The following is a 22,432-nucleotide window of genomic DNA, read 5'->3' on the forward strand; positions in this document are numbered from 1 at the left end:
CGGGGCGGTTCAACCAGCGTGGCCATGAACAGCAGGATGCCCAGACTGAGGGCGATCCCCAGCCCCAGGCTCATCAGCTTGTATTTCATTTCGGCGCCACCGCCACGGCGATATTGGCGATACCCGCCGCCTTGGCCTCATCCATCACCCGCACCACCTTGCCATGGGGCACTCGCTCGTCGGCCTGGATCACCAGGCTGGCATCGGGCTGCTCCGCCAGCAGACGGGCGATGGTGGCCTGCACCCGCTCCACATCGATCTGCTTGCGGTCGAGGAAGATCTGACCCTGAGCCCCGATCGCCAGCATGATGCTGGAGGATTTCTGCGCCTTGGCCTGACTGGCCTGGGGTCTGTGCACCTCGAGCCCGGCTTCGCGCACGAAGGAGGTGGTGACAATAAAGAAGATCAGCATGATGAACACGATATCCAGCATGGGAGTCATGTCGATCTGCACTTCGTCACGCTGGCGTTTGGATTGCCGTCTCATTGCATTACCTTCTCTTCTCGCATGCCGTCCCGGGTCTTGGCCAGCGCACGCTTGGCCTGACTCTCGAGCCGACTGAGTAACAACACGCCGGAGAGCGCCACCACCATGCCTGCCATGGTGGGGATGGTGGCACGAGAGATCCCGCCCGCCATGCTCTCCGGGTTAAAGCGGTTGGCCGCGGCCAACGCATCGAATACGCCGATCATGCCGGTCACAGTGCCCAGCAGCCCCAGCATGGGGCAGAGCACCACCAGGGTGCGGATGAAGATCAGATGACGGTTCAGTTCCAGCTCCGCCTGCGCCAGCCAGCGGCTGCGGATCGCTCGGGCGTGCCAACTGTGGCGCTCGCTGCGGGCCTGCCAGCGGCCGAGCAGCTGTTGCTGCAGGGGGCCAAAACCCAGATTGAGGTAGAGCAACCGCTCGATCATCAAAATCCACATCAGCACCAGCAGGGCCAGAATGACCCAGAGCACCGGGCCGCCACGGCCCATGAAACTCTGCAGCTGTTGCCAGATGTCGAGCATCATGCTGCTCGCTCCATCCCGCCGTTATTGCTCTCGGCGCGCTCGGCCAGAATGCCGGCTACTTGCTGCTCCAGCACATTAGAGAGCTCGGTGAAGCGCGATTGCAGCAGGCTGTGGGCCAGGATCAGCGGAATGGCCGCCACCAGACCCTGTACCGTGGTGACCAGTGCCATGGAGATGCCGCCCGCCATGATCTTGGGATCGCCGGTACCAAACTGGGTGATGGCCTGGAAGGTGCCGATCATCCCGGTTACGGTACCGAGCAGACCCAGCATGGGGGCGATGGCCGCGATTACCTTGACCATGCCGATGCCGCGCTCCATGCGAGGAGTCTCCTGCAGGATCGCCTCATCAAGACGCAGCTCGAGGGTCTCCATGCTCAGCTCGGGGTGTTTGTCCGCCACTGTCAGTACCCGGCCGAGGGCGTTGTCGGCGTGATACTCGCCGCTCTTGAGCTGGCGGCGCACCCGACTCAGTTCGCGGGAGAGGCTCCACAGCCGTACCGCAGCGATACCCAAACCGATGGCGGCCAGCAGCACGATAATGGCGCCGACCTGACCACCTTGTTGTACCTGCTGCCAGAAGGTGGGCGCCTGTGCCAGCATCGCCAGCAGAGTGCCATGAGAAGGATCCAGCGGCAGCGCTTCCCCTTCCTGACCCTGATAAGCCGCAACGGCAGAGAGCACGCTACCGGGCAGACCCAGTACCGGGCTCAAGCCTTCGGCTGTCGGTTGCAGGAAGCCGTCACTCCCCAGCAGGGCAAAACTGCCAACCCGGGTCAGCGACTGCTCGCTGGCAGCCCCCTGGGCATCGAGCACCTTGCCGTTGAACTGGGCAATCCGGCCAGATTCACGGATCTCCTGCAGCAGCGTGGCGGGCAGCAGGGCGAGGGCGGCGCGATCCGGCACCTGTTTATCCTGTGCCATGGCTTTCAGCGGGGCGAGACGCTCCGGGTACTGGCCCTCGACGGCGGATTCGCTCAGCAGCTTGACCGCATCGCTGGCGCCCTGACGGGTGACCGCGAAGATCTCGTTCATGTCGCCGGAGGCTTGCTCCCACTGGGCGTTGAGCTCGACCAGCTGCTTCTCGTTGCTGGCGAACTTGCCAGCCAGCTCCTTGCTCAAGCGCTGGGCCTCGGCCAGTCTGGCGCGGGCAGTGCCGAGCTCCTTGGCAACGGTCGCCAGGTCTTGCTGAGCCTGCTGTTCACGAGCCTGTTCCTGCTGCTGCCACTCATCGGCGACAGCAGCGTTGGTACCGCAGGAGAGGGCAATAAGGAGGGGGAACCACTTCATGGTGACTCTCATGATTGGGCCTCCTGACTGCGGCTGACAGAGAGGGGGACATTGAGCAACTGGGGAACTTTCTTGTCGGCGGCCACATCCATCGCCTCGGCAATAGGGGAGAGCCACTGGCTATCGAGGGCTTGCCATTGCTTCGCCTCGGCGGACCAGCGCCATGCTTGACTGCGATCGGCCGTCATTGCCAGCAGGGAGACCCGACCCAGCGCCAGCACATCGACCCGACGCGGAGCACCATCCAGCTCCAGCTCGGCGGAATAGCTGTCCATCCGGCTGCCGTACTCGGCTTCAATCTGATAGGCCTGCAGCAGCTGACGGAATTTCTCTGCCTCGCTAACGTCTGCGCGAGCCAGGGTCGCTTTCAACTGTTCAACCCGCGCCAGCCGATCTTCCTTGCGCAGCGGGATGTCGTTTTGCACCAGCTGTTCCAGATCTGCCTGCATCTGCAGCATCAGCGGGATCAAGCCCTGACGGGTCTCTTGCACCGCTTCCAGCTGCTGGCTCAATTTACCCAACTCATTTTGCTGATCGGCCACCAGAGATTGCATGTAGCGGTTGTAGGCTTCGAGGTCACGCAGTTGCAGTTGAGCATTTTGCAGCTCCAGTCGTGCGGCAACAGCGGCATCGGCGGCTTTTTCCACCCGCTGCTGGGAAGCTTTCCCGGCAGCTATGCTGTTCTTGAGGGCGGGAGCAACCAGCTCATCCCCGATGGCAGCAAAGTGGACTGACAGTGGCAGCAGGGCCACACCCCATAATTTGTTCATTGAAATACATCTTACTAATGATAACTATTATCATTATCTCAAATGCAGGGCGGACTGGCAACGAGAGGATTTTCTTGGCCTTTATGCACAAAAACAGGATAATTTTTAAGCACGCACGGAATAAGTGGCGCCAATAGCCACCGCACAAATATAAATAACGATAAAAAATCTTTTCGATCAGTGTGATAGAGATCGAAAAAGGAGAAAGTAATGCTCAACGATGCGATCTGGGAACATATCGACAAGTTCACCAAGGCAACAAAAACCAGCGATATCCAGCAACTGCTGGAGCGCTTCAGTCATCAAATGGGCTTTGATTACTTTCGGCTGCTGATTATTTTCCCCATCAGCATGCAAAAATCCCACGTGGCGCTGTTCAACAACTGTCCGACCACCTGGTTTGACGCCTACAGCGAAAACCAGTATCTGACCCAGGATCCGGTGGTCTATCTGGGGCTGAAACAGACCCAGCCGATCTTCTGGAACAAGCTCGACTGCGACTCGCCCTGGCTGCCCAGCGCCAGCCGCGACGTGATGAACCTGGCCGCCGATTTCGGTGTACGCAATGGCGTCTCCTTTCCGCTGCACACCCCGCAGGGGGAGCACGGCATCCTCTCATTCATCACCAAGGAGAAATCCAACTCCGACCTGATGTTTGAAAATGTCCCGCTGCTGTCGTTCTGCGCCAGCTATATCTTCAACTCCGCGCTGCAACTGATCAAAAGCAGACCGGATATGATGAAATACCTGACCGAACTGTCGGATCGGGAGAAGGAGTGCCTGTTCTGGGCCAGCGAGGGCAAGACCTCCTGGGAGATCGCCACCATCCTCGGCATCAGTGAGCGGACGGTCAACTTCCACCTGACCCAGGTGACCAACAAGACCGACTCGAAGAACCGCAGTCAGGCCATCGCCAAGGGGATCACCAGCGGCATCATAGTGCCCTCCCTCGACGAGGTCACCATCACCAACCTGCGGCTGTCGTAACCCTCAGCAGCAGCAACAAAAAGAGCCGCAATTGCGGCTCTTTTTCATTTCAGAAAGTGACTTACTCAACGGTCACCGATTTTGCCAAGTTTCGCGGCTGGTCGACGTCAGTCCCCTTGATCAGGGCAACGTGATAGGAGAGCAGCTGCAGCGGCACGGTATAGACGATGGGGGCGATCACCTCTTCCACATGGTTGAGGTTCATGACCCGCATGGTCTCGTCGCTCTTGAAGCCGGTATCGGCATCGGCAAACACGTAGAGGATACCGCCACGGGCGCGCACCTCTTCCACGTTGGACTTGAGCTTCTCCAGTAGATCGTTGTTTGGCGCCACCACAATGATGGGCATCTCGGCATCGATCAGCGCCAGCGGGCCGTGCTTCAGCTCGCCAGCCGCGTAAGCTTCGGCGTGGATATAGGAGATCTCTTTGAGCTTGAGCGCCCCCTCCATGGCGATGGGGTACTGGCTGCCACGACCGAGGAACAGGCTGTGCTGCTTGTCGGCAAACTCTTCGGCCAGGGTTTCGATATCCTTGGCCAGTGCCAGGCTCTCTTTAATACGCAGCGGCAGGGCTTGCAGCGCCTTGACCAGTTCGGCTTCGGCGGCGGCGCTCAGGTGGCCACGACAGTGACCGACCGAGGCCACCAGCATCAGCAAGCCAGCCAGCTGGGTGGTAAACGCCTTGGTGGAGGCCACGCCGATTTCGGCACCGGCACGGGTCATAAAGGCCAGATCCGATTCGCGCACCAGCGAGGAGCCCGGCACGTTGCAGATAGCCAGCGAGCTCATGTAGCCGGATTCCTTGGCCAGACGTAGCGCCGCCAGGGTATCGGCAGTCTCGCCGCTCTGGGAGAGGGTCACCAGCAGGCTGTTGGGGCGCACTACCGATTTGCGATAGCGGAACTCGGAGGCGATCTCCACATCGCAGGAGACGCCAGCGATCTCTTCGAACCAGTAGCGAGCCACCATGCCGGAGTGGTAGGAGGTGCCGCAGGCGACGATCTGCACGTGCTCGACCTTGTCAAAGATGGCGCGCGCACCGTTGCCGAACGATTCGACCACCACGTGATCGCTGCCCAGACGCCCTTCCAGGGTGTTGGTGATCGCTTTGGGCTGCTCGTGAATCTCTTTGAGCATGTAATGACGGTATTCGCCCTTGTCACCGGCATCGTGGGAGAGTTCGGACTCCTGCTCTTCACGCACCACGGCGTTACCGTTGGTATCGAAGATATGCACATCGCGACGGGTCACTTCGGCCACATCACCCTCTTCCAGGAAGATGAAGCGACGGGTCACCGGCAGCAGCGCCATCTGGTCGGAGGCGATAAAGTTCTCGCCGATACCGCGGCCGATCACCAGCGGTGAACCGGAGCGGGCCACCACCACGCGGCTGTCGTCGCGGCTGTCCATCACCACGGTACCGTAGGCACCGCGCAGCTGCTTCACCGCAGTCTGCATGGCGGCCAGCAGGCTGCCGGCGCTCTTCAGCTCGTGATGGACCAGATGGGCAATCACTTCGGTGTCAGTGTCGGAGCTGAACACATAGCCCAGCGCCTTCAACTCTTCCCGCAGCTCTTCGTGGTTCTCGATGATGCCGTTGTGTACCACCACGATATGCTCGGAGACGTGGGGGTGGGCATTGCGCTCGGAGGGCTCGCCGTGAGTGGCCCAGCGGGTATGGGCGATGCCGGTACCACCATGAACGGACTGCTCGTCGAGCGCCTTGGCCAGCTCGGCCACCTTGCCCAGACGGCGAACCCGCTGCAACGGCTGGTTGGCGCTGAACACGGCCACACCGGCGGAATCATAACCGCGGTACTCCAGACGGCGCAGGCCCTCTACCAGAATTTCAGCCACATCACGTTGGGCAACAGCCCCGACGATGCCACACATACACTTCTCCTTGAGATGCAAATCGTAAAGTCAGTTGGATGGTTCAGAGCTCGATGTCAGCAAGTGACCGGGGCGCAGATAAGCGTCACCCCCTGGGCTTGAATCTGTTCTCTGGCCTCGCTGGCCAGCCCCTCGTCGGTCACCAGGGTATGGATGCTCGACCAGGGAAGTTCGAGATTGGGGATCTTGCGGCCGATCTTTTCCGATTCGACCATCACAATGACCTCCCGCGATACCTCGGCCATGACCCGCGACAGGCCCACCAGCTCGTTGAAGGTGGTGGTGCCACGTTCCGGGTCGATACCGTCGGCACCGATAAAGAGCTGGTCGAAGTCGTAGGAGCGCAGCACCTGTTCCGCCACCTGCCCCTGGAAGGATTCGGAGTGAGGGTCCCAAGTGCCACCGGTCATTAACAGGGTAGGCTCATTTTCCAGCTCGCGCAGGGCACCGGCCACATTGAGGGAGTTGGTCATCACGATGAGGCCGCGCTTGTTGCCCAGCATGGGGATCATGGCGCTGGTGGTGCTGCCGCTGTCGATGATGACGCGGTTGTGATCACGCAGCCGCTCGGCCGCCGCACGGGCAATGGCTAACTTTCGGTTCGAAACTTGTTCAGGGTTGACCTCGACCACCATCTCGCTCGGCAAAGGGACAGCACCACCGTAACGGCGCAGCAGCAGACCGCCGGTCTCCAGTACCGCCAGATCTTTACGGATAGTCACTTCGGAGGTAGAAAAGTGTTTAGCGAGGGCGTCGACGCTCACTTCACCCTGCTCTTGTACCAGGGTCACTATGGTGTGGCGGCGTTGTTGAGTATTACGTTTGGTCATTTTTAAGTTTCGATTCGAAAGAACATCGAAATATTAGCCCCTTTTTCGGAAAAATAAAACAGCAAATAGGATCCGATTTGGTTCGATGCCAGAATGGGGTGCCAATTTGCGACGAGGATGCCATGCAAAAGAGAGTCATCTGGCTGGTGGAGGATGAGGCCAGCATCGCCGACACCCTGATTTATGCCCTGCAGACCGACGGGTTCGAGGTGGAGTGGTTCATGCTGGGCCTGCAGTTGCTGACACGACTGGAACAGACGCGACCCGACTTCCTGATCCTCGATGTGGGGCTGCCCGACATCAGCGGCTTCGAACTCTGCAAGCAGGTGAGGGCGCTGACCGATATCCCCCTGATGTTCCTCACCGCCCGCAGCGAGGAGATAGACCGGCTGATCGGGCTGGAGATCGGTGCCGACGACTATGTGGCCAAACCCTTCTCGCCACGGGAAGTGTGTGCCCGGGTGCGGGTCATTCTGCGCCGCAGTCAGCCCGTCGCCCCCCAGCCCAGCGCCCTGCTGGTACTGGATGAGGAGCGGGCCCGCATCCATTTTCGCGGCCAACCGCTGGCCCTCACCCGCTACGAATATCTGCTGCTCAAGACCCTGATGCTGGCGCCGGGCCGGGTCTACTCCCGCCAACAGCTGATGGATCTGGTGTGGCAGGATGCGGAAGAGAGCCTGGATCGCACCGTCGATACCCATATCAAGACCATCCGCGCCAAGCTGCGCGAACATGATCCCGAAGCCAACCTGATCCTCACCCATCGCGGGCTGGGCTACAGCCTGGAGCTGGCATGAGACTCGGATTGCAACTGCTGTGCGGCCTGCTGCTGATCTTCGCGCTGGCCGCCTGGTTCGTGCTGGAGATCTTCGTCGAGGAGATAAAACCTGGGGTGCGCAGCGCCACCGAGGATACTCTGGTAGACATGACCCAGCTGCTGGCACCGCTGGCGCTCGATGATCTGCAAGAGGGCAATATGATGAACGGGCGGTTGGCCAGCGCCTTCGCCCGCCTCAACCAGAATCCCATCAATGCGATGATCGACGGCCACCTCAAGCAGCAGGCGGAGTACCGCATCTATGTCACTGACCAGAAGGGCATGGTGATTTACGACTCCGACGGCACGGATCTGGGCAAGGATTATTCCCGCTGGAACGATGTCTACCGCACCCTGCGCGGCCAATATGGCGCCCGCAGCACCCGCACCGCTCCCGACGATGCCGCCAGCTCGACCATGTATGTGGCGGCGCCGCTGCGGGAGGGGGCGGAGATCATCGGCTCCCTCACCGTCGCCAAACCCAATCGCACCCTGATGCCAGCCATCGAGCGGGGGGAACAGGAGCTGCTGCGGGCCGGCGGCCAGATGCTGCTCATCTCGCTGCTGATCGGCAGCCTGCTGGTGTGGTGGCTCAACCGCGCCATCGGCAAGCTGGTGCACTATGCCGACTCGGTCAGCAAGGGGGAGGCGGCACCGCTGCCAAGGCTGCACACCGTCGAGCTGGATCGGCTCGGCCGCTCACTGGAGACCATGCGCCACCAGCTCGATGGCAAAAGCTACATCGAAGCCTATGTGCACAGCCTGACCCACGAGCTGAAGAGCCCGCTGGCCGCCATTCGCGGGGCAGGGGAGATTTTGGCCGAAACGCCGCCCCCCGATGTCGCCAAACGGTTTATCGGCAACATCAATCTGGAAACCGCGCGCATGCAGCAGCTGATCGAGCGAATGCTGCAACTGGCGCGGCTGGAGTCGGGGCAGGGGCTGGATCGCCAGTCGGTGGAGCCAGCGAAACTGGGCATGCGCACCCTCGACGCCCGCCAGATCATCGCCCAGCGCCGTCAGGTCGAGTTGGTGGCCGAGCTGGCCAGCGCGCCGAAACAGAAGTGGGATCCGCTGCTGGTGGAGCAGGCCATCGGCAACCTGCTGGATAACGCCATCGACTTCTCTCCCGCCAACGGGCAAGTCACCCTGAGCGGCAGCCAGCAGGAGGAGGGCTACTGTTTTCGGGTCACCGACTGCGGCCCCGGCATTCCCGACTACGCCCTGCCGCGCATCTTCGAGCGCTTCTACTCCCTACCGCGCCCCGACAAGGGCAAGAGCAGTGGTCTGGGGCTCAGCTTCGCCCATGAGGTGGCCCACCAGCATGGCGGCCGTCTAACCCTGAGCAACCGGCCGGAAGGGGGCGCGCTGGCGGAACTCTGGCTGCCATTCACCTAGTCCCCCCGCAACTTCACATTCCCCACACAAAGCGGCATTAGACTGCCGCTTTCTCTCATCCATTTGCTCAAGGAAATGCTATGTCCCGCCAGCTTCTCTCCAGCCTGCTGGCTGCCGGTCTGCTCGCAGCCCTGCCAGCCTCCGCCGCCAGCGGCTGCTTTCTCTATGCTGACGGCAACGGCCAGACCCTCTCCAGCGAAGGGGACTGCTCCAGCCAGCTGCCGCCCGCGTCCACCTTCAAGATCCCGCTGGCGCTGATGGGTTACGACAGTGGCTATCTGGTGGATGAAGAGCATCCGGCACTGCCTTACAAGCCGAGCTATGACGGCTGGCTACCCGCCTGGCGCGAAACCACTACCCCGCGCCGCTGGGAAACCTACTCGGTGGTCTGGTTCTCCCAGCAGATCACCGAATGGCTGGGGATGGAGCGCTTCCAGCAATACGTCGACCGCTTCGACTACGGCAACCGGGATCTCTCCGGCAATCCGGGCAAACATGACGGTCTGACCCAGGCCTGGCTCAGTTCCAGCCTCGCCATCAGTCCGGAGGAGCAGGCTCGCTTCCTCGGCAAGATGGTGAGCGGCAAGCTGCCGGTCTCGGCGCAAACCCTGCAGTACACCGCCAATATCCTCAAGGTGAGCGAGATCGACGGCTGGCAGATCCACGGCAAGACCGGCATGGGCTACCCGAAAAAGCTGGATGGCAGCCTCAACCGCGATCAGCAGATCGGCTGGTTCGTCGGCTGGGCCAGCAAACCGGGCAAGCAGCTGATCTTCGTCCATACCGTGGTGCAAAAGCCCGGCAAGCAGTTCGCCTCCCTCAAGGCGAAAGAGGAGGTGCTGGCCGCCCTACCTGCACAACTTAAAAAGCAGTGATCTCGCTTCCCGCCAGATAAACCCCGATAACCACGGTCAGCCCACCAGCGACGGGCTGACCGCCATTCGTAAACGAGACAAACATGAAATTATTTCTATTGCTGCTCTGGCTTCCGGCCAGCATGGCGCTGGCTGCCTGTGATCTCTCCGACCGCCTGACGCGGCAGGGAGAAGTCATCCATGATCGGCTCAACCAGCTAGAATGGCAGGCGTGCAGCCTCGGCAGCCAGTGGCTGGAGGGGAAAGGGTGCGTGGGCACTCCGGCCCTGCTGACGCTGCTTGAAGCCAAGGATGAAGCAGCCCGCCTTGGCGAGGGGTGGCGACTCCCCACCATCGAGGAGCTCTTCACCCTGCTCGACGAAAATTGCCGGGCGCCGATGACAGACCCGCGCTTCTTCTCCGATATCCATGACAACGGGGAAAATGCAGCCCCCTACTGGACCTCCAGCTCCATTGAGGAGATGCCGGAACTGGTCTATTACATCGACTTTATGCACGGGCTCATCGACGGCCACACCGATCGTTTTGCGCAAGCCGCCCGACTGGTGCGCTCCCGCCCCTGAACAATCCCACGGCGCCTGATGGCGCCGTTTTTCAACAGTTCACCGCTACTTCACACAAGCCCATCACCACTTCACACCGGACTGACAGACTCACTCCATCAAACAAGGAGAAGTGTCATGGTCAAACAGATATTCACCCACAAGATATTTCTGCTGCTGTTGCTCAGCCTGCTGTTGATGGTACCGGTGCAATCCATCATGGAGCTCAACCGGGAGCGTCAGGCTTACCGCAGTCAGGCCATTCACAGCATCATGGCCAGCAGCAGCGGCCCGCAACGACTGATGGGGCCCATTATCGTGCAGCCCTATACCCGTTCGGTGACGGTCGAGCAGGAGGGCAAGCGCTTCGTCCGTCAGGAGCAGATCTACCGCTACCAGCTGCCGGAGCAACTGGATATCAAGGCCAACATGGAGGTCACCCCGCGCAAGCTGGGCATCTATCAGGCGCAGGTCTATCAGACCCGGCTCTCCCTCTCGGGCCGCCTGCCAACCCGGCAGAGTCTGCTGAATGACGCGACCTCACCGCTCGGTGAAACGGCCGAGCTGGTGGCGGGCAAACCCTACCTGAGCCTGGTGCTCTCCGATGCCCGCGGTATCAACAGCGTCCCCGAACTGCAACTCGGCACACAGCGGATTCCGTTTGCCCCCGGCGCCCGCCTCGGTGATGCGCTGGCGGGTATCCATGCCCCGCTCGACAGCCTGCCGCAACAGGATGGCACCTTTCATCTGGAGCTCAATCTGCAGGGGATGAACACCCTCGACATAGTGCCGCTGGGCAAGGAGAGCACCCTGCAGCTGGCGGGCAGCTGGCCCCACCCCAACTTTATCGGTGACTTTCTGCCGAGCAGTCGCACCCTGAGCCCACAAGGGTTTGAGGCCAACTGGCAAACCAGCTGGTTCGCCAGCGACATGGAGACCCGCTTCAACCGGATGATGAACGGGGGTGATAGCCATCTCTCCACCTTCAGCGTCAGTCTGGTGCAGCCGGTGGATCACTATCAGCTCAACGAACGGGCGGCCAAATATGCCCTGCTCTTCATCGGCCTCACCTTTATCAGCTTCTTCATGTTCGAGCTGCTCAAGGGGCTGCGGGTCCACCCGATCCAGTACGCGCTGGTGGGCATGGGGCTGGCTATCTTTTATCTGGTGCTGCTGGCCCTAACCGAGCACCTCGGCTTTGGCTGGGCCTATCTGGTAGCCGCGCTGGCCAGCGTGCTGCTCAACGGCTTCTACCTCAGTCATGTGCTGGGTGGCCCGAAACAGGGGATCGGCTTCGCAGCTCTGCTCGGGCTGGTCTATGCCATCCTCTACAGCCTGCTGCAGGCCGAAGAGATCGCCCTGCTGCTCGGCGCCCTGCTGCTGTTCGCCACCCTGGCGCTGATCATGCTGCTGACCCGCAAGCTCGACTGGTATCAGGTGATGGGGCAACAGGCTGCCGAGCCCGGCACAGCCGGACATGACAATGACGACTGAGGGCACAACCTCCGTCAATCTCTGACCTAGACAACAAAGGCTTCAGTCGGTTCTTCTCGAAAACAGCGGAACCGGCTGGGCCTTTGTCCGCCAATTTCCTAGCATGCAACCATGTTCCACAGGCGGACGATCACATGAAAATGCATCCGGGCAGGATCCTGCTCTATTCCGGCTTGCTATGGGCTCAGGGAGCTCTGGCCGGTACCCTCACCATTCATCCCGAACCGGTCGAAGACCTCTTGCACAATCCCGGCGTCGGTATCGAAGAGTTTCACAACAGCTGGGGTCATCCCCTCTCTCTGGCTGAACATCCGGTCAGCACGGTCGACTACTTCCGCTTCTACTGGAGCGAGCTGGAGCCACGGGAGGGCGAATACAACTTTGCCCTGATCGACAGGGCCATCGATCAGGCACAGCACGCCACCCCGAAACAGTCGATTGCCCTCAGGGTCATGACCCTTGATGAGCCCTTCTCTGGCAGCAAGATCCCGGAGTGGCTCATCAACAAGGGGATTCGGGGAGAGTGGGTGAACAACCACCAGACCTTTGTGCCCGACTACAGCGACCCGCAGTTCCTCGCCCGGGCCACCCGGCTGTTCCAGGCGCTGGGAGACCATTACGATGGCAACCCGGCGCTGAGTCATGTCGACATCGGCATGATAGGTTCATGGGGAGAGTGGCACATGAGCAACTTCCCCGGCCCGACGCTGGAGCAGCGCTACAGCAGCGAGCAGCTCAAACCCTATGTTGACCTGCAGATGGCCGCTTTTCCGCGAACCCCCAAGCTGATGCTGATCAACAACCTGCCCATGTTCGAGTATGCCGTGGGCAAGGGAGCCGGCTGGCGGGCAGACTGCCTCGGTGACTGGCACCACTTCTCCCAAAACTGGAGTCACATGCGCAATGCCTACCCGGAACGACTGGCGAGCGCCCGCGCCGATGTGGCGAACTTCGATTCCAGCTGGCAGCGGGCGCCGGTCAGTTTCGAGGTGTGCGGCAAGCTGAGCGAGTGGCCAGGCCAGCAGCAGTACACCATGGAGGAGGTCAAGGCCACCTTTGACTGGGCGCTGGCCCAACACGCCTCCACCATCAACCTCAAGTCGGATCCGGTTCCGTCCCAATATCGCCCCATCGTCGACAATGCCCTGCGCAAGATGGGCTATCGCATCGTGCTGGACCAGCTGACCCTCAAGGGAACCATGAAGCCGGGGGCTACCCTTACCCTCAACGGCGACTGGCACAACGACGGGGTAGCGCCGGCCTATCGCAACTGGCCGCTCACCTACCGGCTGGTCAACGAGGAAGGGCAGGTCGGCGCCATGCTGGTGACCCGCAACGACATGACCCGCTGGATCCCGGGCAGCAAGGCTACCACTCGCGACAGCCTGACCCTGCCGGGCCGGATGGCACGCGGTCACTACTATCTCGAGCTGGCATTCATCGGTCAGGACAAGCAGCCCGCTTTGCAGCTCGGTATTGCCGGTCTGGAAGAGAGTGGCTGGTATCGTCTGGCCGAGATCGACATCCAGTAACGCAAGAGGGCTCCCGCAGGAGCCCTCTTTCATCACATCAGCACGCTCTTTTTGAACAGATCCCACACCCCGAACGAGAAGTGCTTGAAAATGTCGATGCCAAGGGCCGACTTCACCAGATAGAGCAGCAGCACCATGCCGCAGAGCCCCAGCAGCAACAGCAGAGTGGTCAGCAGCACCTTGAGGTGAAAGCGAAAACCGCTCTCCCGCCCGCGATGACGGCGATCCCGTCCCATCAACACCACCAGATAGCAGCGCCAGCGACCGATGCCGAAGGCGCTGTTGACGTTGATGGCGTGCGACTTGCCATCACTCATCAGCCGCAGCGCCTGCTCGATACCGTCGCGCTGGGTTTCACTCAGGCTCTCGGCCACCTCGGGGGAGAGAGCACGGTAGAAGCGGTCGATCGCCCCCTGCGACTTCTGCTGTAGCGAGTTCATTGCTTCTCTCCTTGCGGCTGGCCCACGGCCTTGCGGTAGACCTCCATGGTCTGGCCGGCGATCCGCTGCCAATCATACCGCTGCAGATAGTCGCTGTAATCGACCTTGCCGCGGGTCAGCTGGGCGTTGAGTCGCTCTGCCAGCGCACTCACATCGCCGACCGGGAAATAGCACTCCTGTTGCAGCGCCACCGCCAGATTGGCGGGAATGTCGCTCACCACCACCGGCAGGGAGAAGGAGAGCGCCTCCAGCAGGGCTATCGGCAACCCCTCGTGATAAGAGGGCATGGCAAACAGGGCCGCCTGTGAAAAGACGCTGATCAGCGCCTCGCCATTGAGGAAACCGGTACGGATCACCCCCGGTGTTTCATCCGCTATTCGCTGCAGGCGCTCGCTGTAGGGGGTAGGGTGATCCGTGTCCCCCACCAGTACCAGCGGCAACTCCGTATCGAGCTGGCGATAGGCTGCGATGAGATCGTGCAGCCCTTTCTCCTCGACGAAGCGGCCCACCGCCACCAGATAGCTGCCAGCGGTCAGCCCGAAACGGGTCAGCGTCAGTTCCCTCTTGTCCGCTGCCGGCAGCTCGACCCGTTTCACCCCGTTGTAGATGAGGTGGGCGTCCTGGCGATCGTATTGGCGGCGGATCGCCTCGTTGATCACTTCGGAGATGACGATCACCTCGCTGGCATAGCGTACCGCCCAACGCTCGCCAAGGCGTAATACCCACTTGGCCAGCGCCCCCCACTTCTGGCGGTCATAGTCGGGGCCGTGATGGGTAAAGACCACCCGTTTGCCAAGCAACCTCAGCAGCGGCACCACCAGCCCCGGGCCGATGGCATGGACATGCACCAGATCGCAGGCATGGCTGCGGCAGTAAAAAGCCGCGAGCAGAGAGTGGAGGATTGCCTCCAGCGACTTCTTTTTGGGGGCGGGCAACGCCTTGAGAGCTACCCCTTCAAACTCGCCGCTTCGGTAATTCACATAGGGGGCGCGAGCCAGCACGGTCGCCGCCACTTCGAACTGGCGGTGCAGTTCCGGGTAGAGGAACTGACAATGGGTTTCGACACCGCCCAGTACATGGGGGATCCCCCGGGTACCGAGCACGGTCACACTAATCTGCGTCATGATCTTCTCGAATGATTCTGGCGGGATTGCCCGCAACAACGGCGCGAGCCGGGACGGAACGAGTAACGACGGCGCCGGCACCGACACTGGCATGATCACCAATGGCGATGGCCCCGATGACGATGGCGCCGGTGCCAAACTCGACCCCGTCCCCCACGGTGGGCGAGAGGAGCTCGCCGCTTTGGCGATCAGGCTTGTTGCCCAGGGTGCAGTTGTGGCGCAGGGTGCAGTCACGCCCCATCTGCACGCCGTCACCGATGACGATATTCTGCGGGTGATAGAGGCGCAGACCCCAACCCAGCCGGGCTCTTGGCGAGATATCGAGGCCGCACAGCAGCTTGAATCCCTTGAGCAGCAGCAAGCCGGGCAACCTCATAAAGCGGCCTCCCTGTGCCAGCCGGTAGCAGAGCAGGAACAGGCGCGCCGTCTTGCTCGGATTGAGCTCCAGTTCGGCTTTCAATTCGTGCCAGAAACTCATCTCTGTTTCTCCTCCAGCAACGACTGGTAGAGCGCCAGCAGGGCTTTCTGGTGGCTGGCGAGGGAGTAGTTGTCGATCAGCCGCTGGCGGGCCGAACGCCCCATGGCTGCCGTCTGCTCCGGCTCTGCCACCAGCCTGTCCATGCAGCGGGCCAGCTCGTCGGCATTGCCCGCCTCGAACAGCAAGCCATCGAGACCGTCGCGGACCTGCTCCGGAATCCCGCCAATTCGAGCCCCGATCACCGGTTTGCCATAGGCCATCGCCTCCAGTACTGACATGGAGCAGTTCTCGTACCACTCGGACGGCACCACCACGGCCTTGGCGTGGCGCAGCAGATCGAGCAACTCTTCACCCTGCTTGAACCCCAGCAGTTCGGCATTGGGATAATGCTGCCCGAGGTGCGCCAGCAGCGGGCCACCGCCCACAATTTTGAGGCCCGCCGGCCGCGTCATGCGCTGATGGGCATGGGCAAGCGTCTCGACCCCTTTCTCGGCCATCAGGCGGCCGAGGAACAGAAAGTACCCCCGATCCTCTCCGCTTTCGCGGCTCGACTCGACATCTATGCCATTGAGGATCACCTCGATGCGGGAAGCGGGCAGCCGGGTGCGAAGCATCCCGGCCATGAAGGCGCTCGGCGCAACCAATGCATCAACCTGCTCGTAGTTGCGACGCCACTGCTGCCAGGCCGCCTCGGCAGAGAGCAGCAGGCTCTTGCCCCACGACCCCTCCTGCCACTGATGGCGAAACAGCTTGAGCCAGGAACCCTCGATCCGGGTCAGATCGAACGGCTCGCCATCGACCAGCATGCTGTAATTGGGACAGGCCACCTTGTAGTCGTGGGCTGTCAGCACCGTCTTGCAGCCCAGGGATTTGGCCACCCGGATGATCGCCGGGGTGAGCTGGTGGTAGATGTTGTGAAAGTGAACGATATCGGGCCGCTCGGCACGGATAAGCTCCGCCAGCCGATCACAGGCCTCCTGATTGTGAATGAAGCGAGCGGCGATCTTCAGCCGATCGAAGAGCCCGTGCCGCTGGTGATAATCGACGTTGGCCGGAAAGTAGCCGCTCTGGGGTGAGGGGAGGTTATCCGGATGCTGCATGGCAAAGTCGATCACCTGATGACCCGCCTGACGCACCATCTCCCGCTCCTGAAAGAGGACGGTCTCGGCACCTCCCTTCATGAAAAAGAACTTGTTGGCAAAGAGCACCTTCACGGCAATGACTCCTGGATCAGACGATGGGCGGGCGCCTCGCGCGGGGAGCGCTGGGGCAACAGCAGGCCGCGCACCAGCCCGGCTGCATAGATGGAGAGGTTCATGACACTGCGCAGGGCATCTTGCAGGGAGCGGTTCTTCAACCACTTGAGAGCGATGAAGCCACCCAGCGGTGCCAGCGCCAGCAGCGGCAACCAGAACGGCAGCCCGGCTACGAAAAGCAGCACGCAGAACAGGAGTGCCAGCAGGTAGAGTCCGAACAGCAGCTCGGAGCGGATCACCGACAGCACCTCGCGAAAATAGGGCTGCCCCCACGCCGAGCGCACCAGCTCGCCGCTGGCAAACAGATACCCCATGCGCCAGCGGTAACGGATCAGGGCAAGGGAGTCCATGGTGTGGGAGGTGTGAAAGAAGAAGGGGACATCGAGCCGTTCCAGCCGATAACCAGCCTGACGCAGCCGGATGCCCAGCTCCGCCTCTTCGTAACCGTGCAGGTTGCGATTGGTGAGATAGCCGATCTGCTCGATGGCGCTGCGTCGAAACAGGCCGCCACCACACAGCCAGCGCGACTCGCCCAGCGGATAGATCTGGTTGATGCGCTGCTTGCGCGACTTGAACTCATAGCTGTGGGCATCATCCATCTCGGCCCGCCCGGCCACGCCACCGCATTCGGGGTGGGAGTGCATGTGCGCAAGGGCGGCCGGCACAAACTCCGGCTCCAGCTTCATGTCGCCATCGAGCAGCAGCAGGAACTCCCCTTCGCTGAAGAGGTAGCCAAGTTGTGGCCCCACGCCGCAACAGCGATCGGCCGGGTCGGTCAGGCTCACCACAGTCACCCCCAGCTGGCAGGCAATCGCCTGGGTGCGGTCGGTCGAGAGACTGTCCGCCACGATAATCTGGTGGGAATAGTCGGCCAGAGCGCTCCTTATGCTGGCTATGGTGTCGGCAATCCCTGCCTCCTCGTTGTAGGTCTTGATGATGACGGAGATAAGGGGGGATGGAGTCATGACACCTCACAGGAACGGGTGGACTGCCGAACCGAAGAACGGATCACCAGGGCGGCACCCAGCACAAAATAGAAGAGGAACTGCTGCACCGGGATCAGCATCAGCAGCTGGCTGTAAGGCAAGCTCAGCAGACAGGCGATCCCGAACGCGATGAAAGCGGGTTGGTAGCTGAGCAGACGTACATCTGCCGTACTCAGCAGCTGGCGATCCAGCAACGGGCGGGGACGACAGCACCAGAGCAGCAGAACGATCAGCGCGATGAAGATCAGGGTGCCCATCAGTCCCACCTCCCACAGCAACACGCTGAGGGAAGTGGAGTCGAGCAGCACGTTGAACAGGGGGTTGAGAAAACCGGGCAGGGTGCTGCCATGGTTGGTGGTGTTGAGGCCATAACCAAACAGCAGATTGCTGAGACCGTGGTGATCACCGTTGTTGGCCCAGAAAAAGAGCGTCGTCACCCGCCCCAGCTCGCCGGTTTCCGGGTTGATGTGGTTGGGATCGAAGATATAGCCGAGGGAGTCGATAAACAGCTCAATGGCCCCCTGTTGTCCGGCCCCCTCGAATGCGGATGAGTAGGAGGCAGCCAGCACCAGAACAGCCGCTGCCACCAACGCCGTCATCGCCAGCGCAATCAGCAGCAGACGCTTGAGGTCATAGCTTTTCATCCCCCTGACATAGCTTGGCGAGAGCCAGACCCAGGCCAGCAGCAAGGGGGACAGCAGGATAACGAACTTCACCTCGGCCAGCACGCAGATGGCAAAGGCGGCAAGAATGTGAAAAGCAACCGAACGACGCGAAATGAGGCCGTGGCGAAACTCGGATAGCTTGATCAGCATCACCAGCAGACAGAAGAAGCCGAGAGCACCGGTATTGCCGCCCCCCATGGGATCCCCCCCGAAGGTGCCGACCACCGAGTCCCACTTTTCAAACTCGCCACGCAGTGCCACTCGTTTCGGCACCACCACCAGCACCTGAAACAGCACCACCGGGATCTGCAGGTAGAAGACCCACTCCACCAGCTTCATGATGCGGTAAATCTGTGACTCGCGGCAGAAGCCCAGTAACAGGCAGGGGAGCAGCAGAGAGAGCGCCAGCTCGTTCTTGAAACCGATGATAGTCACCATGCCCCCCTGCTGAAGCAGGGTGCCCAGCAGCGCCAGCACCAGCAAGCCACTGTAGAGCAGCAGCAGCACCTTCTCCTGATAGTCGAGCCGCAACGGGCTGTAACGCGTCTGCAACGGCAGCAACATCAAGGTGGCAATCGCCAGCAGGAAGGGCAGCCAGAGGAAGGCTGTAATACCGGTGACGTACTGGGCCAGGCCGCAGATCACCAGCGACAACAGCAGATTGGCCTGCATGATAAAGGCACTGTTCACTGTGCCAGCTCCATCCGCCCCTGCAACTCTGCAGCCCGGCGGTTGACCCGCAAAAAGACGAAGCCGTAGCGCACCGCAGTCAGCAAAGAAAAGGCCAGCACACAAAGCTCGTACTCCTGTTGCAGCCAGGGCAACAGCACGAAGGCGATCACCACGACCAGCAACTGCTCAAGCTGGATCCGCAAAAAGTAGCCGGGCGAGCCGAACACCAGCTCGATTACGGTAAGCGGGCAGATGGCTACCGCAGTAAAGACATAGGGCAACATGTAGCGGGAGGTATCGATGGAGGCGATCCACTCCGCATTGAAGAACCACTTCATCACCAGCGGATAGCAGATGAGGATCCCGAGGGTGGCCGCACTGCCCATCGCCAGCAGCAGCCGCTTCACCTTGCGAAACTCCTCTCCGTTGAAACGGCGCTGGCGAAAATCCTCCGACCATCGCGAGAAGATGGAGTGGCGGATGGCGTTGCCGACAATCACCACGGGCGCCAGACAGAAGCGGTTGACCACGGCAAAGTAGCCCGCCACCAGAGGGGAAAACCAGAAGTTGATCAGCACGGTCGGCAGATTGGCCGTCACCATCGCCAGCACCTCGGCACTGCCGACACCAGCCAGATGCGCTTTATGGCGGGAGAAGAAGTGCAGCAGGTGGCGCGGGGCAGCCTCCCTCAGCATGGCACTGTGCCAGGTAAAGGCAGACCACAACCAGCCCCCGATCACCACCAGCAACAGACAGGCCCATAACTGATAGAAGTACGCCATGTCAGGGGCCAGCAGCAGGCAGAGCAACACCACGGCAGAGGCCGAGATACGCTGCAGACCGAGCCGCTGGTAGTGGCCGGCCCGCAGGGCCAGATTCTCGGCGATGAGGATCAGCCCGTGGGCTACGGTCAGCAGGTAGAGCGGCCAGAGCGGCAGCGAGAAAAAGCAGACCACCACCAGCACATAGGGGATGGGGAGCAGCAAGACCTGCAACAGGGAAAAGATCAGGTTGCCGGGCAGCTCGGCCTCCTCCAGCTTGGGTAACAGCAGTTGCGAGGCAAAGGTGGCAAGCTGGGCACCGATCAGCACCAGACTGTAGCTGAGGGCATAGAGCCCGACCGCAGCCATGTCGAACTTGTGCGACAGTGACCAGACCGAGAACGCTCCGATCAGCTGGGATAGCACGGAAGCCCCCCCAATGGTGGTGATGCTGCGCAGCAGTTTCATAGCGCGCCCCGGGTGGGTGCACCACAGAATCTCAGGTTCTCCGCCCCTTCCAGATCGCGCTCGGCGACCTGGGTCAGCACAGTCCCCAGAACCGCAACTCTGGCATCCCGCAGCTGTGCCATCACGCTCAGCACCCGGCTGGCCGGCAGTTGCCCGGACTGGATCACATGAATGGCCCCATCCAGCGGTTGCCCCAGCAGCAGAGCATCCTTGCCGACCTCCAGCGCAGGAGTGTCCACTATGATGCGGTCAAACTGCCCGGCAAGGGTTGCCAGCAGTTCGCTCCAGCGTGGCGAGCCAAGCAGTGCCAGCGGGGAGGAGACCGGCTGGCCAGCCGGCAGCAGGGTCAATCCCTCTTTTGGCACCAGACAGGCAGCCAAATCGGCTTCGCCTGCGAGCAGCTCGGCCAACCCCGGTCTGGCTGCCTGCCCCAGCAACTGGCGACCAAGGGAGCCCCGGCGCAGATCCCCATCCACCAGCAGCACTCGCTCATGGCGAGCAAAGCTGGCGGCACAGAGAGCCGCCAGCGTCGACTTGCCCTCACCAGCACGGGTCGAGGTGATCATGATGCGCTGCAGCTGACCCGGCTCCAACCGCATGATGGCGTAGAGGTCATCGGCACTGGCACCTACTCTGGGATTGACCACCCCCACCCGCAGCAGAGCACTCTGATCCTGCAGGGCCGCCAGCCGCGGGATTTCACCAAGCACCCGACCACCGAGCTGGGAGACCAGCTGGCTCAGACGATCCAGGGTATTGCGCAGCGCTCCGGCAGTGATGACGGCCAGCACGGCAACCATGCCCGCCATGATCACCACCATCAGCAGAAACAGCATCTTGTTTGGTTTGGCAGGCAGCAAGGGTACCGATGCCGCGTCGTAGAGGATGGCATTCGACTCGTGCAGCTGAGCGTTCAGGCGGGTCTCTTCCTGACGGCGGAACAGCTCGTTATAAAGCTGACGGGTCTTGTCGATATTGTTCTTCAGGTTGTTGTACTCATCCTTCTTGACTGCCAGCGAGGAGAACTCCCGCTTCTTCTCGTCAAGCTGGGCGAGGTACTCCTGCTCCTTGCGCTGGCTGCTCTGGTAGCGATCCTCGATACCGTCGGCAATCTCCCGCATCAGCTGGTTTGACTGGGTATTGAGCGCCTTGATGCGTGCTTCGGCCTGCAGAATACGGTCATGCTTGGGGCCATAACGCTTGGCCAGCTCGGAGAGCTCCTGTTGGGCCTTGATGAGGGCGATGCGCAGATCCTGCATCTGGGGGTGGTTGGAGACCTCGGGCAGGGAGGCCAGCGCCGCCGGATTGCGGCCGTACTCCTGAATGGACTGGAATTCGGCCTGTGCCGCCAGCCGCCGCTCGCGGGCATCCGCGTACTTGTTGGTGATGATACCGAGCTCTTCGGTTTGCAGACCATCTACGCCGCGAAACGTCAGCAGATCATTGCGGGCAAGAAAATCGCCGAGCTGCTTCTCCTGCTTCTCCAGACTGGCCTTTATCTCCACCAGCCGGCTCTGGTTCCAGTGCGATGCCGTGGTGTTGGCATCGACCCGCTCCTCCACATTGAGATCGATGTAAGTCTGGGCCACCTCATTGGCGACGCTGGCGGCCAGCTCGGGAGAGCGGGATTCGAACCCTATGCTGACCAGCTGGGTATCGCGCACCGGCGAGACGGTCAGGTGTCTGGCCAGATACTCCAGCGCATGCTGGTGGCGTGAGGAAGCATCCTCCTGATGTGCGGCACTCCAGAGCCCCTTGATGCGGCTCAGCCAGCTGTCGGGATTGGGCTGTCCGTTGAATTCCGGCAGCTCGGCCAAGCCCAGATGAGTAACCACCTTCTCGGCTACCCGGCGTGACTTGAGCAGCTCGAACTGGGTGTTGTAGTACTCGCGGCGGCTGGTATCGACCCGGTAGACGGGCTCGATAGGGGAAGCGCTGTTGGCATCTGCCTTCAGCAGCAGGGTCGCACTGGATTGATAATAGGGCGGCATGCTGAGGATAAAGGGGGCTGCCGCCAGGGTCACCACGGCGGCAAACAATACCACCTTCCACCAGTTTGCCTTGAGCACCCGCCAGGGGCCGCTGAAATCGAGGCGACTCTCTAGCGCACGGCCATTTTCAACCAACAATGAAGTCATGA

General features: G+C 61.3%; 22 protein-coding genes (1 of these 22 running past the window's edge). 7 read left to right on the top strand and 15 right to left on the bottom strand.

Going from position 1 to position 22,432, the window contains the following annotated elements; translation table 11 throughout:
• The 5 genes in view from I6L49_RS15625 to I6L49_RS15645 are tightly spaced (each overlapping or abutting the next) and all read right to left on the bottom strand, a layout consistent with a single transcriptional unit that may run on beyond the window.
• Nucleotides 1-89, bottom strand: partial view of an energy transducer TonB gene (locus I6L49_RS15625; RefSeq protein ID WP_108611844.1) — the 5' end (the start) only. It extends 574 nt beyond the left edge of the window; only the first 89 of its 663 coding nucleotides appear in the window; it begins with the start codon at nt 87-89; its stop codon lies off the left edge, out of view.
• Entirely contained in the window at nt 86-487 is a 402-nt protein-coding gene (locus I6L49_RS15630; RefSeq protein WP_005339369.1) for a biopolymer transporter ExbD, read from the bottom strand. Before I6L49_RS15630 ends, I6L49_RS15625 begins: the two co-directional genes overlap by 4 nt.
• Nucleotides 484-1,014 carry a MotA/TolQ/ExbB proton channel family protein gene (locus I6L49_RS15635; RefSeq protein WP_216949881.1) on the bottom strand — a complete coding sequence of 177 codons (531 nt, stop codon included), beginning with the start codon at nt 1,012-1,014 and terminating at the stop codon, nt 484-486. Before I6L49_RS15635 ends, I6L49_RS15630 begins: the two co-directional genes overlap by 4 nt.
• Nucleotides 1,011-2,315, bottom strand: a complete 1,305-nt coding sequence (locus I6L49_RS15640; protein ID WP_216949882.1) for a MotA/TolQ/ExbB proton channel family protein — start codon at nt 2,313-2,315, stop codon at nt 1,011-1,013. Before I6L49_RS15640 ends, I6L49_RS15635 begins: the two co-directional genes overlap by 4 nt.
• On the bottom strand, nt 2,312-3,073 hold the full coding sequence (locus I6L49_RS15645) for a DUF3450 domain-containing protein (protein WP_005357258.1): 762 nt from the start codon (nt 3,071-3,073) through the stop codon (nt 2,312-2,314). Before I6L49_RS15645 ends, I6L49_RS15640 begins: the two co-directional genes overlap by 4 nt.
• Before the next feature lie 210 nt (nt 3,074-3,283).
• Between I6L49_RS15645 and I6L49_RS15650 the strand changes: the two genes are divergently transcribed.
• Entirely contained in the window at nt 3,284-4,060 is a 777-nt protein-coding gene (locus I6L49_RS15650) for a LuxR family transcriptional regulator (protein ID WP_005357256.1), read from the top strand.
• A gap of 61 nt (nt 4,061-4,121) precedes the next feature.
• Here the strand turns inward: I6L49_RS15650 and glmS are convergent, their stop codons facing one another.
• Complete coding sequence (glmS, locus tag I6L49_RS15655; protein ID WP_005355853.1) at nt 4,122-5,954, bottom strand: glutamine--fructose-6-phosphate transaminase (isomerizing); 1,833 nt, start codon at nt 5,952-5,954, stop codon at nt 4,122-4,124.
• Between the two features lie 56 nt (nt 5,955-6,010).
• The gene (locus I6L49_RS15660; protein WP_005355851.1) at nt 6,011-6,784 is read right to left on the bottom strand and encodes a DeoR/GlpR family DNA-binding transcription regulator; all 774 of its coding nucleotides are present in this window, start codon (nt 6,782-6,784) and stop codon (nt 6,011-6,013) included.
• A gap of 122 nt (nt 6,785-6,906) precedes the next feature.
• Between I6L49_RS15660 and blrA the strand changes: the two genes are divergently transcribed.
• From blrA to I6L49_RS15690, 6 genes are all read left to right on the top strand, one after another.
• The gene (blrA, locus tag I6L49_RS15665; protein WP_216949883.1) at nt 6,907-7,581 is read left to right on the top strand and encodes a beta-lactam response regulator transcription factor BlrA; all 675 of its coding nucleotides are present in this window, start codon (nt 6,907-6,909) and stop codon (nt 7,579-7,581) included.
• On the top strand, nt 7,578-8,999 hold the full coding sequence (blrB, locus tag I6L49_RS15670) for a beta-lactam sensor histidine kinase BlrB (RefSeq protein ID WP_216949884.1): 1,422 nt from the start codon (nt 7,578-7,580) through the stop codon (nt 8,997-8,999). The genes blrA and blrB overlap by 4 nt, the downstream gene beginning before the upstream one ends.
• Before the next feature lie 80 nt (nt 9,000-9,079).
• Entirely contained in the window at nt 9,080-9,874 is a 795-nt protein-coding gene (gene blaOXA / locus I6L49_RS15675; RefSeq protein ID WP_216949885.1) for an OXA-12 family class D beta-lactamase, read from the top strand.
• Between the two features lie 83 nt (nt 9,875-9,957).
• Entirely contained in the window at nt 9,958-10,437 is a 480-nt protein-coding gene (locus I6L49_RS15680; protein WP_216949886.1) for a DUF1566 domain-containing protein, read from the top strand.
• A gap of 117 nt (nt 10,438-10,554) precedes the next feature.
• On the top strand, nt 10,555-11,910 hold the full coding sequence (gene creD, locus I6L49_RS15685) for a cell envelope integrity protein CreD (RefSeq protein WP_216949887.1): 1,356 nt from the start codon (nt 10,555-10,557) through the stop codon (nt 11,908-11,910).
• 134 nt (nt 11,911-12,044) lie between these two features.
• Nucleotides 12,045-13,442 (top strand): DUF4832 domain-containing protein, encoded by a 1,398-nt coding sequence (locus I6L49_RS15690; RefSeq protein ID WP_216949888.1) that lies wholly within the window; start codon nt 12,045-12,047, stop codon nt 13,440-13,442.
• A gap of 32 nt (nt 13,443-13,474) precedes the next feature.
• Here the strand turns inward: I6L49_RS15690 and I6L49_RS15695 are convergent, their stop codons facing one another.
• From I6L49_RS15695 to I6L49_RS15730, 8 genes are read right to left on the bottom strand one after another with little or no spacing between them, the layout of a single operon-like run.
• Nucleotides 13,475-13,882: a hypothetical protein gene (locus tag I6L49_RS15695; protein WP_216949889.1), complete on the bottom strand. Its 408-nt coding sequence runs from the start codon at nt 13,880-13,882 to the stop codon at nt 13,475-13,477.
• Nucleotides 13,879-15,006, bottom strand: a complete 1,128-nt coding sequence (locus tag I6L49_RS15700; RefSeq protein ID WP_216949890.1) for a glycosyltransferase family 4 protein — start codon at nt 15,004-15,006, stop codon at nt 13,879-13,881. Before I6L49_RS15700 ends, I6L49_RS15695 begins: the two co-directional genes overlap by 4 nt.
• Nucleotides 14,993-15,484, bottom strand: coding sequence for a serine acetyltransferase (locus tag I6L49_RS15705; RefSeq protein WP_216949891.1), 492 nt, complete (start codon nt 15,482-15,484; stop codon nt 14,993-14,995). Before I6L49_RS15705 ends, I6L49_RS15700 begins: the two co-directional genes overlap by 14 nt.
• Nucleotides 15,481-16,698: a glycosyltransferase family 4 protein gene (locus I6L49_RS15710; protein WP_216949892.1), complete on the bottom strand. Its 1,218-nt coding sequence runs from the start codon at nt 16,696-16,698 to the stop codon at nt 15,481-15,483. The genes I6L49_RS15705 and I6L49_RS15710 overlap by 4 nt, the downstream gene beginning before the upstream one ends.
• Complete coding sequence (locus tag I6L49_RS15715; protein WP_216949893.1) at nt 16,695-17,705, bottom strand: glycosyltransferase family A protein; 1,011 nt, start codon at nt 17,703-17,705, stop codon at nt 16,695-16,697. Before I6L49_RS15715 ends, I6L49_RS15710 begins: the two co-directional genes overlap by 4 nt.
• A complete protein-coding gene (locus tag I6L49_RS15720) occupies nt 17,702-19,081 on the bottom strand; it encodes a capsular biosynthesis protein (protein WP_254127485.1) in 1,380 nt (459 codons plus the stop codon). The genes I6L49_RS15715 and I6L49_RS15720 overlap by 4 nt, the downstream gene beginning before the upstream one ends.
• Nucleotides 19,078-20,292, bottom strand: a complete 1,215-nt coding sequence (locus tag I6L49_RS15725) for a lipopolysaccharide biosynthesis protein (protein ID WP_216949894.1) — start codon at nt 20,290-20,292, stop codon at nt 19,078-19,080. Before I6L49_RS15725 ends, I6L49_RS15720 begins: the two co-directional genes overlap by 4 nt.
• On the bottom strand, nt 20,289-22,430 hold the full coding sequence (locus I6L49_RS15730) for a polysaccharide biosynthesis tyrosine autokinase (protein WP_216949895.1): 2,142 nt from the start codon (nt 22,428-22,430) through the stop codon (nt 20,289-20,291). The genes I6L49_RS15725 and I6L49_RS15730 overlap by 4 nt, the downstream gene beginning before the upstream one ends.
• Nucleotides 22,431-22,432 lie beyond the last annotated feature (2 nt).

Origin of the sequence: Aeromonas sp. FDAARGOS 1419 (assembly GCF_019047045.1) — a bacterium.
Classification (GTDB): domain Bacteria; phylum Pseudomonadota; class Gammaproteobacteria; order Enterobacterales; family Aeromonadaceae; genus Aeromonas; species Aeromonas veronii.